At 69.2% G+C, this 14,481-nt stretch carries 12 protein-coding genes and 1 tRNA gene; 5 read left to right on the plus strand and 8 right to left on the minus strand.

Annotated features, from left to right (window positions below; translation table 11 throughout):
* Positions 1 to 162 precede the first annotated feature (162 nt).
* The 3 genes from hrpA (at position 163) to OHU35_RS20265 (ending at position 4,666) form a co-directional block, all read left to right on the plus strand.
* Complete coding sequence (gene hrpA, locus OHU35_RS20255) at positions 163 to 4,131, plus strand: ATP-dependent RNA helicase HrpA (RefSeq protein WP_189727326.1); 3,969 nt, start codon at positions 163 to 165, stop codon at positions 4,129 to 4,131.
* Between the two features lie 94 nt (positions 4,132 to 4,225).
* A tRNA-Asp gene (locus tag OHU35_RS20260) sits at positions 4,226 to 4,300 on the plus strand.
* 156 nt (positions 4,301 to 4,456) lie between these two features.
* Complete coding sequence (locus tag OHU35_RS20265; protein WP_229873179.1) at positions 4,457 to 4,666, plus strand: DUF6274 family protein; 210 nt, start codon at positions 4,457 to 4,459, stop codon at positions 4,664 to 4,666.
* Positions 4,667 to 5,046: 380 nt separating this feature from the next.
* Here the strand turns inward: OHU35_RS20265 and bldC are convergent, their stop codons facing one another.
* Positions 5,047 to 5,253 carry a developmental transcriptional regulator BldC gene (bldC, locus tag OHU35_RS20270; protein WP_003949541.1) on the minus strand — a complete coding sequence of 69 codons (207 nt, stop codon included), beginning with the start codon at positions 5,251 to 5,253 and terminating at the stop codon, positions 5,047 to 5,049.
* A gap of 597 nt (positions 5,254 to 5,850) precedes the next feature.
* Entirely contained in the window at positions 5,851 to 6,696 is an 846-nt protein-coding gene (locus OHU35_RS20275; protein ID WP_189727325.1) for a hypothetical protein, read from the minus strand.
* A gap of 223 nt (positions 6,697 to 6,919) precedes the next feature.
* Here OHU35_RS20275 and OHU35_RS20280 point away from each other — a divergent pair, with 223 nt between their 5' ends.
* Both OHU35_RS20280 and OHU35_RS20285 read left to right on the plus strand, forming a co-directional pair.
* The gene (locus OHU35_RS20280) at positions 6,920 to 8,023 is read left to right on the plus strand and encodes a Glu/Leu/Phe/Val dehydrogenase dimerization domain-containing protein (protein ID WP_189727324.1); all 1,104 of its coding nucleotides are present in this window, start codon (positions 6,920 to 6,922) and stop codon (positions 8,021 to 8,023) included.
* A gap of 321 nt (positions 8,024 to 8,344) precedes the next feature.
* Entirely contained in the window at positions 8,345 to 8,599 is a 255-nt protein-coding gene (locus tag OHU35_RS20285; protein ID WP_184593562.1) for a DUF3073 domain-containing protein, read from the plus strand.
* 83 nt (positions 8,600 to 8,682) lie between these two features.
* Here the strand turns inward: OHU35_RS20285 and purM are convergent, their stop codons facing one another.
* From purM to OHU35_RS20315, 6 genes are all read right to left on the minus strand, one after another.
* Positions 8,683 to 9,777: a phosphoribosylformylglycinamidine cyclo-ligase gene (purM, locus tag OHU35_RS20290; RefSeq protein WP_189727323.1), complete on the minus strand. Its 1,095-nt coding sequence runs from the start codon at positions 9,775 to 9,777 to the stop codon at positions 8,683 to 8,685.
* Positions 9,778 to 9,821: 44 nt separating this feature from the next.
* Positions 9,822 to 11,351, minus strand: coding sequence for an amidophosphoribosyltransferase (gene purF, locus OHU35_RS20295; RefSeq protein ID WP_189727322.1), 1,530 nt, complete (start codon positions 11,349 to 11,351; stop codon positions 9,822 to 9,824).
* A gap of 63 nt (positions 11,352 to 11,414) precedes the next feature.
* Positions 11,415 to 12,191, minus strand: coding sequence for an META domain-containing protein (locus OHU35_RS20300; RefSeq protein WP_189727321.1), 777 nt, complete (start codon positions 12,189 to 12,191; stop codon positions 11,415 to 11,417).
* A gap of 37 nt (positions 12,192 to 12,228) precedes the next feature.
* Complete coding sequence (locus tag OHU35_RS20305; RefSeq protein ID WP_189727320.1) at positions 12,229 to 13,026, minus strand: maleylpyruvate isomerase family mycothiol-dependent enzyme; 798 nt, start codon at positions 13,024 to 13,026, stop codon at positions 12,229 to 12,231.
* 10 nt (positions 13,027 to 13,036) lie between these two features.
* The gene (locus OHU35_RS20310; protein ID WP_189727319.1) at positions 13,037 to 13,870 is read right to left on the minus strand and encodes a M23 family metallopeptidase; all 834 of its coding nucleotides are present in this window, start codon (positions 13,868 to 13,870) and stop codon (positions 13,037 to 13,039) included.
* A gap of 21 nt (positions 13,871 to 13,891) precedes the next feature.
* On the minus strand, positions 13,892 to 14,392 hold the full coding sequence (locus OHU35_RS20315; RefSeq protein ID WP_189727318.1) for a helix-turn-helix transcriptional regulator: 501 nt from the start codon (positions 14,390 to 14,392) through the stop codon (positions 13,892 to 13,894).
* Positions 14,393 to 14,481: the final 89 nt, after the last annotated feature.

Below are 14,481 nucleotides of genomic sequence, written 5' to 3' on the forward strand. Positions count from 1 at the left end.
GGCCCTCCAATCGTGAGCGACTGCCGTACGACCTCACCGCCATGCAATCGCCGCCCGAACGAGAAACGGTCAAACCTCACTCCGTGCCGCGGGGAGCAGGCGCGGACCGCGGGACAAAACCGTTCGCCACGGATTTCCCGGGGATGAGATCCTGGATCCCGTATGTCTACGCACTCCGCCCCCGCCCTCGGCGCCCTCGCCCCCCGCCTGACCGAGCTGTCCCTGCGCGACGCGCACCGGCTCGGGCGCAGGCTCGAAGGTGCGCGCAAGATCCGTAAGCCGGAGGCCCAGGCCGCCGTGCTCGCCGAGATCGAGGCGGAGGTCGCCAAGGCCGAGGAGCGGATGGCGGCGCGGCGCGCCCGCGTGCCCGAGGTCACGTACCCCGAGCAGCTGCCGGTCAGCCAGAAGAAGGACGTGATCGCCGACGCCATCCGCGACCACCAGGTCGTGATCGTCGCCGGTGAGACCGGTTCCGGGAAGACCACGCAGATCCCGAAGATCTGCATGGAGCTCGGGCGGGGCGTCCGCGGCATGATCGGGCACACCCAGCCCCGTCGTATCGCCGCCCGCACCGTCGCCGAGCGTGTGGCGGAGGAGCTGGACACCCCGCTCGGCGAGGCCGTCGGCTGGAAGGTCCGCTTCACCGACCAGGTCGATCCGGGGGCCACCTTCGTCAAGCTGATGACGGACGGCATCCTGCTCGCCGAGATCCAGACCGACCGCGAGCTGCGCGCCTACGACACGATCATCATCGACGAGGCCCACGAGCGGTCCCTCAACATCGACTTCCTGCTGGGCTACCTCGCCCAGCTGCTGCCGAAGCGGCCCGACCTCAAGGTCGTCATCACCTCGGCCACCATCGACCCCGAGCGCTTCTCCCGGCACTTCGGCGACGCCCCGATCATCGAGGTCAGCGGCCGTACGTACCCCGTGGAGGTGCGCTACCGGCCGCTCCTCGAAGAGGACTCCGACGACGCCGACCGCGACCAGATCACCGCGATCACCGACGCCGTGGAGGAGCTCCAGAAGGAGGGCAAGGGCGACATCCTCGTCTTCCTCTCCGGCGAGCGGGAGATCCGGGACACGGCCGACGCGCTCACGAAGAAGCAGTACAGATTCACCGAGATCCTGCCCCTCTACGCCCGGCTGTCGCACGCCGAGCAGCACCGTGTCTTCCAGCCGCACACCGGACGCAGGATCGTTCTGGCGACCAACGTCGCCGAGACCTCCCTCACCGTCCCGGGCATCAAGTACGTCATCGACCCGGGCTTCGCGCGGATCTCCCGCTACAGCCACCGCACCAAGGTCCAGCGCCTCCCCATCGAGCCGGTCTCCCAGGCCAGCGCCAACCAGCGCAAGGGCCGCTGCGGCCGTACGTCCGACGGCATCTGCATCCGCCTCTACGGCGAGGACGACTTCAACGCCCGCCCGGAGTTCACGGACGCGGAGATCCTCCGTACGAACCTCGCCTCCGTCATCCTGCAGATGACCGCGGCCGGCCTCGGCGACATCGAGAAGTTCCCCTTCATCGACCCGCCGGACCACCGCAACATCCGCGACGGCGTGCAGCTCCTGCAGGAACTGGGCGCCTTCGACCCGGCCCAGAAGGACCTCCGCAAGCGGCTCACGCAGACCGGCCGCAAGCTCGCCCAGCTGCCGGTCGACCCGCGGCTGGCCCGCATGGTGCTCGAGGCCGACCGCAACGGCTGTGTCCGCGAGGTCATGGTCATAGCCGCCGCGCTGTCCATCCAGGATCCGCGCGAGCGCCCCGCCGACAAACAGGCGCAGGCCGACCAGCAGCACGCCCGCTTCAAGGACGAGACCAGCGACTTCCTGGCCTATCTCAACCTCTGGCGCCACGTCCGCGAGCAGCAGAAGGAGCGGGGCTCGTCCTCCTTCCGCCGGATGTGCAAGCAGGAGTACCTCAACTTCCTTCGCATCCGCGAATGGCAGGACATCTACTCGCAGTTGCGCACGGTCGCGAAGCAGATGGGCATCCACCTCAACGAGGACGACGCCCCGGCCGACCGCATCCACGTCTCCCTCCTCGCCGGCCTGCTCTCCCACATCGGCATGAAGGACGTGAAGGAGGCCGGGGGCGAGGGCGGGCGAAGCACGGGAAAGAACGAATACCTGGGCGCCCGCAACGCCAAGTTCGCGGTCTTCCCCGGCTCGGCCCTCTTCAAGAAGCCCCCGCGCTTCGTGATGTCCGCCGAACTCGTCGAGACGTCCCGCCTCTGGGCCCGCGTCAACGCGAAGATCGAGCCCGAGTGGGTCGAACCCCTCGCCGCCCACCTCATCAAGCGCACGTACAGCGAGCCGCACTGGGAGAAGGACCAGGCCGCGGTGATGGCGTACGAGAAGGTCACGCTGTACGGCGTACCGATCGTGGCCCAGCGCAAGGTCAACTACGGCCGGATCGACCCGGAGGTCAGCCGCGAGCTGTTCATCCGGAACGCGCTCGTCGAGGGCGACTGGCGCACGCACCACAAGTTCTTCTCCGACAACCGCAAGCTCCTCACCGAGGTGGAGGAGCTGGAGCACCGGGCCCGGCGCCGGGACATCCTGGTCGACGACGAGACGCTGTTCGACTTCTACGACCAGCGGCTCCCCGAACACGTCGTCTCCGGCGCCCACTTCGACTCCTGGTGGAAGCACAAGCGCCATGAGCAGCCCGACTTCCTCGACTTCGAGCGCGAGATGCTCATCAACGAGAAGGCGAGCGAGGTCACCAAGGCCGACTACCCGGACTCCTGGCGCCAGGGAAACCTCACGTTCCGTGTGACCTACCAGTTCGAACCGGGCGCGGACGCCGACGGCGTGACCGTCCACGTCCCGCTCCAGGTCCTCAACCAGGTCACGGACGAGGGCTTCGACTGGCAGATCCCGGGCCTGCGGGAAGAGGTCGTCATGGAGCTCATCCGGTCCCTGCCCAAGCCGATCCGCCGCCACTACGTCCCCGCGCCGAACTACGCGAAGGCGTTCCTGGACAGCGCGGTCCCGCTCCAAGAACCCCTGACCACGACGATGGCCCGCGAACTGCGGCGCATGGTCGGCGTCCCCTTCGAGGCGGACGACTTCGACTGGTCCAAGGTCCCCGAGCACCTCAAGGTCACGTTCCGGATCGTCGACGAGCGGCGTCGCAAGCTCGCGGAGGACAAGGACCTGGAGGCGCTGAAGCTCAGCCTGCGGCCGAAGGCCCGCAAGGCCCTCTCCCAGGCCGCGGCCGCCACCGCGGAACGCCAGGGCGGCGAGTCCCTGGAGCGCAAGGGCCTCACCGACTGGACGATCGGCACGCTCACCCGCGTCTTCGAGACCCGGCGGGCCGGCCAGCCGGTGAAGGCGTATCCGGCTCTGGTCGATGACGGCGACACGGTCTCCGTGCGCCTCTTCGACACGGAGGCGGAGCAGGCACAGGCCATGTGGAAGGGCACGCGCCGCCTGATCCTCCGCAACATCCCGGTGAACCCGGCGAAGTTCGCCTCCGAGAAGCTGACGAACGCGCAGAAGCTGGCGCTGTCCGCGAACCCGCACGGCTCCATCCAGGGCCTGTTCGACGACTGTGCGATGGCGGCCGCCGACAAGCTGATCGCGGACTTCGGCGGGCCGGCGTGGGACGAGGAGTCGTACCGGAAGCTGTACGACAAGGTGCGCGCCGAGATCGTCGACACGACGGTCCGTACGGTGGGCCAGGTGCAGCAGGTCCTGGCCGCCTGGCAGGCCTGTGAGCGCCGCCTGAAGGGCGTACGCAGCCCCGCGCTGCTGCCGAACCTCCAGGACGTACGCAAGCAGCTGGACGCCCTCGTGAAGCCGGGCTTCGTGACGGAGGCGGGGCTGCGGCGCCAGCCGGACCTGATGCGCTATCTGGTGGCGGCGGACCGGCGTCTGCAGCAGATGCCGGCGAACGTCCAGCGGGACACGACGCGGATGCAGAAGGTCCACGAGATGCAGGACGAGTACGCCTGGCTGCTGGAACAGATGCCGCAGGGCCGGCCTGTCCCGTCGTCGGTCCTGGACATCCGCTGGATGATCGAGGAGCTCCGGGTCAGCTACTTCGCCCATGCGTTGGGCACGGCGTACCCCGTCTCCGACAAGCGGATCGTGAAGGCGATCGACGCGGAAGTCCCGTAATCGCCCGTGCGCGTTGGGTGAGTTCGCGCAGGGCCCCACCCCTCCTGTACAGTCTCTTCTCGCAGCGCAACGCACGAATGGCGCCGCGAAACCTGGTCCTGTGGAGCAGTTTGGAGTGCTCGCCACCCTGTCAAGGTGGAGGCCGCGGGTTCAAATCCCGTCAGGACCGCAGTGAAAGAGCCCGGATCTTCGGATCCGGGCTCTTTTGTATGCCCTGACCTCCGCAGGAGCCTCCAGGGCTCCCCCGCGCCGTCTTGACGGGCTCTCGTTAGCTCGGTACCCAGAAACCAGGGCCGTTCCCCGTGCGGCCCTCTGGAGGTGGCGTATGGCGGCATCGGCTAGGCATGAGACGCGGGCTCTGCTCCGCGCGCACCTGTCGGCCGCGTCGTCGTACCGGCACCTCACGCGTCACTGCCCGATCTGCCACCGCCTGCTGCGGCTGGCGATGGAGTCCGCTCCGGGCCGGCCTCAACACCCGTCTGAGCGTGGGGTGCTGGAGCCGAAGGCTCCTTTACCGCACCGGCGTCAGAGCTAACAAGCCGCTTGGTATGTGACGGGTGTCACTGCATGAGTTCTGGAAAGTACGGTACTTACACCCCACCTACAACAGGTCAATTTAATATGTGCAATTGCACCCCACCCGGGGCACCGCGCACAGGAGATCCGACACCCCTCCTCAGACTCCGACAATGCCGCTCACAGCAGGCCCGGAAGGACGACGGTCGGCGCACAAAAAAGATCGCGCTGGACCCGGCGGAGTCCAACGCGATCTACGACGCACCCTGTTACATGCCTGCGAAGCTCTGACTGGCTTGGGCGTGGAGCCTGTTGGGGCAGGACCCGCGTCGCTTGGAGCTAGGGTTCCGGACGCCGCGGCCAGTGGGGGACCAGCCGGTTTGTCCGGTATTCAATTGTTCAGGCCTCGCTGCGCTGCTGCGGAATGCCCGCGAGCAGAGCGCGGACCTCAGCCTCGCGGTAGCGCCGATGCCCGCCGAGCGTGCGGATCGACGTGAGCTTGCCGGCCTTCGCCCACCGCGTGACCGTCTTCGGGTCCACACGGAACATGGTGGCGACCTCAGCCGGGGTCAGCAGCGGCTCGGCATCAGGGGTGCGAGCGGTCATGAGCGGCCTCCTCGGGAGAACCGAACCTTCTCGGTTCTTTCCTCTAAATTCTGCACCTTGACCCGCGTTGCCCGAAATGGCGGACGCGAGTCGAGTCGGTTATAGGACGAACGGCTTGTCCTCGGCACTACAACTACACCATCTGTCCAGCCGCGTCGGCCAAACCGATGGAATTGCCCCTCCAGGTGTTCATCAGCGACGGAAGCCGATGGACCATGCCATAGCGGACAGTCACGCCGCTGTGACGATCAGTCACAGCGGCGATCAGGAGTCACGAGACCCCCCAAAGCGTGTAATGCTGAGATTCCGCCCATAGTGCAGCACTACGGGACGGAAGGAGCCCCCCGGACTCCTTGTCCTATTTTGGCATGAGGAGGGGCAAGGGGCGCAAGAGCCACGTACGTGTAGTCCGTCACGCTTGGCCTACTTGAGAGGTACGCCCGGATCGGGTCCTACGTCCCTTGTTGACGAAGCCTCAGGAAACGCACAGTCCGCTTCTGGCACTCGGTGCGAGGACAAAACCTCAAATCGGGCGGTTCGTCAAACGTCAGTTCGTGACCGACCGCGAGCCGTCCGTAGGGATCTCAAGGTCAGAGGTCAGTTGGCCGACCGTAGATCCCGCACGGAACGCCACCGCTCCACCAGCCGCCCGTACGCCGCCCCCGCGGCCGTCCCGTCGCCCCGGCGCAGCGCGGCGATCCCCTCGGCCACGTCCGCCGCCGAGTGATCGTCCTCCAGCGCCCCGGCCGGCACGGCGTGCACCAGGCCGCCGTAGTCCAGCTCCACGAGCGAGCGCGGGTGGAACTCCTCCAGCCAGCGCCCGACGTCCACCAGGCCGTCGATCAGCGGCCCCTCGTCCATGGCCTCCTTCAGGGCCCGCAGGCCCCGGGCCACGCGCCGCCGGGCCTGGACCATCGGCGTGCGGTAGCGCAGCACGGGCGGGCTGTCGACCGAGGCACCCTTGTCGTACTCACGCTCCTCGTCGGAGACCAGCACGAACCAGTTGATCGGCACCTGCCAGGTCGCCGTACGGATCCACGGCCGGGCGTCCGGGTTGTCCGCCAGCCAGCGCTCGTAGTCCTGGGTGGCCTGGCTCCGCAGGAAGGGCGGCAGGACCACGTCCAGGACGGGCTGCGGGAGCTCCTCGGAGAGTTCGTCCAGGGCCTGCCAGCCGCGCAGCCGGGTACGCCAGGGGCAGACGCAGACGACGCCGTCGACGTCGAGCACGAAGGCGTCCTCGCTCTCGTGCACCGGCACCGGGACCGGCGGGGTGGGCGCCAAGTCGGCCAGGGCACGACGGAGTTCGTCCTGGTACGAGGGACGGTCCGTACGACGCGCGTAGCGGGCCCAGTGGCTGCGCTCCGGCTCGGCGAAGGCGGCCAGCGGTTCGTACACGCGCAGGTAGGTCGCGTAGGGGACGATCACCGAGGACACCTTGGGCACGCCTGCTCCCTCCCCCGCGCTCCGTCGCGAAAACCTGCGGAACCCACTCACAAACGCACGGGAAGACTATGCAAATCGTCGCACGGCTGTACTCCGCACGGAGGGGATCCTGTGCGCGGTGCCGCCCGCGGGCGCACCAGGCTCTAATCTCATGCTCAACAGCTCCCGCCACCCACACGGGAGCCCAGCCCCACCCGCCGCAACTTACTCAGGAGTCACCACAGTGACCGACGTAGCCGGCGCGCCTGCTGATGTACTGCACACCCTGTTCCACTCGGACCAGGGGGGTCATGAGCAAGTCGTGCTCTGCCAGGATCGCGCGAGCGGCCTCAAGGCCGTCATCGCCCTCCACTCCACCGCCCTGGGCCCCGCGCTCGGCGGTACGCGCTTCTACCCGTACGCCAGCGAGGCGGAGGCCGTCGCCGACGCGCTGAACCTCGCGCGCGGGATGTCGTACAAGAACGCCATGGCCGGCCTCGACCACGGCGGCGGCAAGGCCGTGATCATCGGCGACCCGGAGCGGATCAAGAGCGAGGAGCTGCTCCTCGCCTACGGCCGCTTCGTGGCCTCCCTCGGCGGCCGCTACGTCACCGCCTGCGACGTCGGTACGTACGTCGCCGACATGGACGTCGTGGCCCGCGAGTGCCGCTGGACCACCGGCCGCTCCCCCGAGAACGGCGGCGCCGGGGACTCCTCCGTCCTCACCGCCTACGGCGTCTACCAGGGCATGCGCGCCTGCGCCCAGCACCTGTGGGGCGACCCGACGCTGCGCGCGAAGCGGGTCGGCATCGCGGGCGTCGGCAAGGTCGGCCACCACCTGGTGGAGCACCTGGTGAAGGAGGGCGCCGAGGTCTTCGTCACGGACGTGCGCGAGGACGCCGTGCGGCGGATCACCGAGCGGCACCGGAACGTGATCGCCGTCAAGGACACCGACGAGCTGATCCGGGTCGACGGGCTGGGCATCTACGCCCCCTGCGCGCTGGGCGGCGCCCTGAACGACGACACGGTGCCGGTGCTGACCGCCGAGGTGGTCTGCGGCGCCGCCAACAACCAGCTCGCCCACCCGGGTGTGGAGAAGGACCTCGCCGACCGCGGGATCCTCTACGCGCCGGACTACGTGGTGAACGCCGGCGGTGTCATCCAGGTGGCCGACGAGCTGCACGGCTTCGACTTCGAGCGGTGCCGGGCGCAGGCGGCGAAGATCTACGACACGACGCTGGCCATATTCGCACGTGCGAAGGAGGACGGTATTCCGCCGGCCGCCGCGGCCGACCGGATCGCCGAGCAGCGGATGCACGACGCGGCCATGGCGCGCCGGGCGCGCTGAACCGGAGCGGATACGGGACTGACCCGGAGGGGTCTCGTACGTTTGGCCGGTACCCGTCGGTGGGCAGTTAGAGAGAACTCTCACTTCTACCGGCGGGTCGACCGCCGATAAGTGGTTAAAATCGCGGTTGACCAGCGAGGACGGGGCGCCTCGAGGGTCCTGGGCGCGGGCACGTCATGCGGGCGACGTACCGTATGGGCGCGGGCTCAGGTACCGTGGAAGCCCTACGGACACGGTCTCTCTGCGGAGAGTCCGTGCCGGACCATGAACGCGTGTCAAGACTCTGGGGCCGTCGAGCCCCGTCGTTGAGGGGGTCGAGCCATGGGGCGCGGCCGGGCCAAGGCCAAGCAGACGAAGGTCGCCCGCCAGCTGAAGTACAACAGCGGTGGGACTGACCTCTCACGCCTGGCCGAGGAGCTGGGTGCATCGCCTTCACATCCGCAGCCGCCTAACGGCGAGCCGGTGGTCGAGGACGATGATCAGGATGAGGACCTGTACGCACGGTACGCCGACCTCTATGAGGACGACGACGAGGACGAGGACGACCAGTCCTCACAACACCGTCGCGGCGCTTGACCCTGCACTGAGCACTCACCCGGTCGGTGACTCCGGTCACCGACCGGGTTCTGTGCTGCTCGCAGGGTTATGACCCCCGTGCCTCAGCTCGCGTAGTCACCGATCAGGGCGGCGCCGGTGGTGTGCTCGCCCCGGTCCGTGATCTCCCCTGCCACCCAGGCGTCCACGCCACGGTCGGCCAGGGTCGCCAGGGCCACGTCCGTGGACTCCTGCGGCACGATCGCGATCATGCCCACGCCCATGTTCAGGGTCTTCTCCAGCTCCAGGCGCTCGACCTGACCCGTCCGGCCGACGAGGTCGAAGATCGGGGCCGGGGTCCAGGTGGAGCGGTCGACGATCGCGTGCAGGCCGTCCGGGATCACCCGGGCGAGGTTCGCAGCGAGGCCGCCGCCGGTGATGTGGCTGAAGGCGTGCACCTCGGTAGTGCGCATCAGGGCCAGGCAGTCCAGCGAGTAGATCTTCGTCGGCTCCAGCAGCTCCTCTCCGAGGGTGCGGCCGAGCTCGTCGATGTGGGTGTCCAGCGCGAGGCCCGCCTGGTTCAGCAGGACGTGGCGGACGAGGGAGTACCCGTTCGAGTGAAGACCGGAGGACGCCATGGCGATCACCGCGTCACCCGTACGGATACGATCCGCGCCGAGCAGCCGGTCGGCCTCCACGACACCCGTACCGGCGCCGGCGACGTCGAAGTCGTCCTCGCCCAGCAGGCCCGGGTGCTCGGCGGTCTCGCCGCCGACCAGGGCGCAGCCAGCCAGCACACAGCCCTCGGCGATGCCCTTGACGATGGCGGCGACGCGCTCGGGGTGGACCTTGCCGACGCAGATGTAGTCGGTCATGAACAGCGGCTCGGCGCCGCAGACCACGATGTCGTCCATGACCATGGCGACCAGGTCGTGGCCGATGCTGTCGTAGACGCCCAGCTGGCGGGCGATGTCGACCTTGGTGCCGACGCCGTCCGTGGCGGAGGCGAGCAGGGGACGCTCGTAGTTCTTCAGGGCGGAGGCGTCGAAGAGGCCGGCGAAGCCGCCGAGGCCGCCGAGGACCTCGGGGCGCTGCGCCTTCTTCACCCACTCCTTCATGAGTTCTACGGCGCGGTCGCCCGCTTCGATGTCGACACCTGCTGTTTTGTAGGAAGCAGATGCAGGGCTGGCGCCGCCCTCGGCACTGTGGGTCTCAGACATGGCTGTGAGAGCTTTCGTGTCGTACGGCAGGTGATACGGGCTGACTACGGGCGGCGGATCGCGTCGGCGGCGGCCGTGGCGGCCGGGCCGGCGGCCAGCTCGGTCTCGAGGAGCTGCTTGCCGAGCAGCTCGGGGTCCGGGAGCTCCATCGGGTATTCGCCGTCGAAGCAGGCGCGGCACAGGTTCGGCTTGGCGATGGTGGTCGCCTCGATCATGCCGTCGATGGAGATGTACGCCAGGGAGTCGGCGCCCATCGAGGTGCCGATCTCGTCGACGGTCATGCCGTTGGCGATGAGCTCGGCGCGGGTGGCGAAGTCGATGCCGAAGAAGCAGGGCCACTTCACGGGCGGCGAGGAGATCCGGATGTGGACCTCGGCGGCGCCCGCCTCGCGGAGCATGCGGACCAGGGCCCGCTGCGTGTTGCCGCGCACGATCGAGTCGTCGACGACGACCAGGCGCTTGCCCTTGATGACTTCCTTCAGCGGGTTCAGCTTCAGGCGGATACCCAGCTGGCGGATGGTCTGCGAGGGCTGGATGAACGTACGCCCGACGTAGGCGTTCTTCACCAGGCCGGAGCCGAAGGGGATGCCGGACGCCTCCGCGTAGCCGATGGCGGCGGGGGTGCCGGACTCCGGGGTCGCTATGACGAGGTCGGCGTCGACCGGGGCTTCCTTGGCGAGCTTGCGGCCCATCTCCACCCGGGAGAGGTAGACGTTCCGGCCGGCGATGTCGGTGTCCGGGCGGGCCAGATACACGTACTCGAAGACGCAGCCCTTGGGCTTCGCTTCCGCGAATCGGGAGGACCGCAGGCCGTTCTCGTCGATGGCGACGAACTCGCCCGGCTCGATCTCGCGGACATAGCTGGCGCCGCAGATGTCGAGGGCCGCGGACTCGGAGGCCACGACCCAGCCGCGCTCCAGGCGGCCGAGGACCAGCGGGCGGATGCCCTGCGGGTCGCGGCCCGCGTACAGCGTGTGCTCGTCCATGAAGACGAGGGAGAAGGCGCCCTTGACCTGGGGGAGGACGCGATGGGCCGCATCCTCGATGGTCAGCGGCTTGCCGTCCTCGTCGACCTGGGCCGCCAGGAGCGCGGTGAGCAGGTCGGTGTCGTTCGTCGCCGCGACGCGCGGGGTGCGGCCGCCCTCCTGCTTGGGCAGGTCGGCGACCATCTCCGCGAGCTGGGCGGTGTTGACCAGGTTGCCGTTGTGGCCGAGCGCGATGGAGCCGTGCCCGGTGGCACGGAACGTCGGCTGGGCGTTCTCCCACACGGAGGCACCGGTGGTCGAGTAGCGGGCGTGTCCGACCGCGATGTGTCCCTGGAGCGAGCCGAGGGAGGTTTCGTCGAAGACCTGGGAGACCAGGCCCATGTCCTTGAAGACAAGGATCTGAGAGCCGTTGCTGACCGCGATTCCCGCGGATTCCTGGCCTCGATGCTGGAGGGCGTAGAGCCCGAAGTACGTGAGCTTGGCGACCTCTTCGCCCGGAGCCCAGACACCGAAGACGCCACAAGCGTCCTGGGGGCCCTTCTCACCGGGGAGCAGGTCGTGGTTGAGTCGTCCGTCACCACGTGGCACGCCACCGAGTGTAGGCGAGGTCGACCACTGGTCCGAATTGGGGATTCCGGACTTTTTGGTGGATCACTGCTCGGCTACGGCTCGCACACTCGTACCGTTTTCGCTGGTCAGCGTAAGAGTCTGGTGATCGACTCCGTACTTCAGCTTCCCGTCGAAAAGACGCAGCAGGGTCTTCTCGCCGGACATGAGTGAGTCTTCGCACATCATTCGGGTCGTGGCCGGAGGGCCCAGGGTGATATGGCCGTCGCGCACGGTGGCCTTGGCGTTTACCTTGTTGCAGCCGAGGCTTCCGGAGACGGTGCCCTTCTTCTCGTCGAAGGTGAGGTGGGCGCGGCCGTCGGCCTTCGGGGTCGTGACGGTCCACTTGGTGCCGCTCAGCGCGGCGTCCTCGGCCTTGGTGAGACGGACGGTGTCGCCCTTGTCGGTGGTGAGGGTGAGGCGGTCGCCGTCCACCTTCGCCTTGAACTCCTGGTCGGAGAGTGTGCGGGCGAGGGTCTCCTCGAAGGCCATCGGCTTGTTCTCGCAGGCCATCTCCGTGGCCATGGTCTTGCTGAGCCGGACGCGGTCGCCGTCGACGGTGGCGTCGGCGCCGAAGTTGTTGCAGCCGAAGCTGCCCTCGGCCCGGCCCTTGTCGATGGTCACGTGGGCGCCGGTGGGTGCCTTCCGGGTGGTGCCGTCCGCGGTGACGCTGTCCACGCTCCACCGCATGCCGGTCACCGCCGGCTTGTCGGCACCGACCGAACCGCTGCCGCTGTCCGCCTTCTCACTGCCGCAGGCCGCCATGAGCGGGACGAGCATGGCGGCGGCCGTCAGGGTCATGCGCTGCTTCTGCCTGTCCATGCCACTTCGACGGGGCACCCGGGGGGATCGGTTCCCTTTACCTCATCAAGGGCAGGTACGCGTCCAGGTCGGCCCGCTCGCCGCTCGCGCTGACATGGGCGTCCTGGAGCGCCTGCTTCCAGGTCAGCCGCCCGGTCGCCAGCCGGATCCAGGTGAGCGGGTCCGTCTCGACGACGTTGGGCGGGGTGCCCCGGGTGTGCCTCGGACCTTCCACGCACTGCACCACCGCGTACGGCGGCACCCGCACCTCCGTCGAGCCGCCGGGCGCCTTCGCGGCGAGCGCGTCGGCGAGCAGCCGGGTGCAGGCGGCCAGGGCCTGACGGTCGTAGGGGATGTCCAGGCCGGGGACGGCGGTGTTGAGGTCGTCGGTGTGGACGACGAGTTCGACGGTGCGCGTGACGACGTAGTCGGCCAGGGGCAGGGCGCCCGCGCTGGTGGGGAGCAGCCGGCCGGCGGGGTGCGCGTCGAGGTGCGCGGTGAAGCGGTGCTCGGCGTCGGCGAAGTGGGTGTCGAGGTCCGGGTGCTGCTCGGCCAGGCGGCGGGCGGTGGCGGCGATGGCCGGGGCGTCGTCGGCTATGGCGAACGGCCAGTCGAGCAGTCGGCCGTCCTGCCGCGCCGGCTCGGGCTCCCGGAGCAGCCGGTCCACGGCGTCCAGGGCCATGGCGCAGTGCGCGGCCAGCTCGCGCACGGTCCAGTCGCCGAGGCGCGTGGGCAGGGCCAGCCGGTCGGGGCCGAGGGTGCCCACGGCCCGGCGTATGTTCCCGAACTGGGCGAGCACGGCGGCTCGGGTCTTGGCGGGGTCGTACGCGCGGGGGCGCTTCTTGGCCGGGGGCATGAGGGACACACTAAGTGCGGGCTGTGACAGTCGGGGGTGCCTCGAAGGTCTGCCCGTTGCCGGGCACGCCGATGCCGGTCCAGGTGAAGGGGACGCCCCGGGCGCCGTCCGGGTCGGGGCCGTCCATCAGCTGGAAGTGGAGGTGCGGCTCGGAGGAGTTGCCGGAGTTGCCGCAGCGGGCGAGCGGTTGTCCGGCCTGGACGCGGTCGCCCTCGCGGACGGTGAGGGAGCCGCGTTGCAGGTGGGCGTAGGCGGCGTAGGTGCCGTTGCCGAGGTCGAGGACGATGTGGTTGCCGAGGATGCGGCGGATGCCGGACATCTCTCGTACCGAGCCTTCGATGAGCATCAGGTACAGCAGCCCGAGCAGTGAGTTGCGGCTGAGGTGGTCGCGCTGCCCCTCCGCGGCCCGTACGACCGTGGCGTCGGCGACCGCGAGGATCTCGGCGCCGAAGGCCGGGAAGTCCTCGGGGCGGCGGGCGAGCGGCCACAGCCACCGGAAGGCGGGGCGGGAGCCCGGCTCGGGCTCAGCGAGGATGTCGATGGCGTACGTCTGCCCGTGGGCGTGGACCCCGTGGCTCGGGGTGCGGTCGGCCGGGCTGTTCAGCGCGGACCAGCGGCCGGTCACGGGCGGGGCGACTTCGAGGGGTTCCCGGGCCCGGCGCGCACTGTCCGGGGCGCCGCCCCACCGGTTGGCGACGGTGACGACGGCGTACGCGAGGAGCAGCAGCAGGCAGTTCCACAAGATGGGGTAGCCCCAGCCGAAGCAGATATGGGCGATCACCAGGCCGATGAAGGCCAGCTGGAGGCCCTGGAAGGCCACCATCCCGAGCTTGTGCGCAGACATCCCGTCCCCGTTCCCTCGCTTCTACGGCCTGGCCGTCGCCACCGCCACCAGCAGCGGTACGACGCGCTGGGCCGGCACCTCGTAGCGGCCCCGGCCGGTCGTGTGCAGCCAGCCGGTGCCGGTGAGCTGGCGCAGGTGGTGGTAGATCTGGCCGGTCGTGCCGACCTCGTCCAGCTCGGCGAGTTCGGCCGCGGTGCGCCGGCCGCCGAGGATCTCGCGGAGCAGCCGGAGCCGGACCGGGTGGCCGAGTGCCGCGAACGACTCGGCGGCCGCCGTCCAGTCCCCCTCCAGCAGCCCCTCCGTCAGGGCGCCCATCTGCCATGCGTACGGCTCACCCGTCGGCAGGCGCACGGAGCCGGTGTAGAGGACACCTCCGTCGTCCGCCCCCAGCTCGGCCAGCTGCTCCTTCAGGCCGTTCAGGGCCCAGAAGTCGCTCTCGTCGAGGCGGGGTCCGGCACGGTGGGCGCCTTCCAGGGCCGCCAGCCGGCGCTCGAGGTCGGCGACGCGTGCTTCCAGTTCCACTCCTCCAAGATTACGGAACTACGTAATTACGCGCAAGCGTGCGGGAGGGAACGCCGAAGCCCCCGCCCGGCGGACCGGGCGGGGGCTTC

It is taken from the genome of Streptomyces purpurascens (genome assembly GCF_045040895.1).
Lineage (GTDB): Bacteria > Actinomycetota > Actinomycetes > Streptomycetales > Streptomycetaceae > Streptomyces > Streptomyces purpurascens.

What these genes read in the sequence shown, in the direction of transcription:
- hrpA (WP_189727326.1), top strand. Translation starts at nt 163, where the DNA reads ATGTCTACGCACTCCGCCCCCGCCCTCGGCGCCCTCGCCCCCCGCCTG.
- OHU35_RS20265 (WP_229873179.1), top strand. Translation starts at nt 4,457, where the DNA reads ATGGCGGCATCGGCTAGGCATGAGACGCGGGCTCTGCTCCGCGCGCAC.
- OHU35_RS20285 (WP_184593562.1), top strand. Translation starts at nt 8,345, where the DNA reads ATGGGGCGCGGCCGGGCCAAGGCCAAGCAGACGAAGGTCGCCCGCCAG.
- OHU35_RS20305 (WP_189727320.1), bottom strand. Translation starts at nt 13,026, where the DNA reads ATGCCCCCGGCCAAGAAGCGCCCCCGCGCGTACGACCCCGCCAAGACC.
- bldC (WP_003949541.1), bottom strand. Translation starts at nt 5,253, where the DNA reads ATGACCGCTCGCACCCCTGATGCCGAGCCGCTGCTGACCCCGGCTGAG.
- purM (WP_189727323.1), bottom strand. Translation starts at nt 9,777, where the DNA reads ATGTCTGAGACCCACAGTGCCGAGGGCGGCGCCAGCCCTGCATCTGCT.
- OHU35_RS20300 (WP_189727321.1), bottom strand. Translation starts at nt 12,191, where the DNA reads ATGGACAGGCAGAAGCAGCGCATGACCCTGACGGCCGCCGCCATGCTC.
- OHU35_RS20310 (WP_189727319.1), bottom strand. Translation starts at nt 13,870, where the DNA reads ATGTCTGCGCACAAGCTCGGGATGGTGGCCTTCCAGGGCCTCCAGCTG.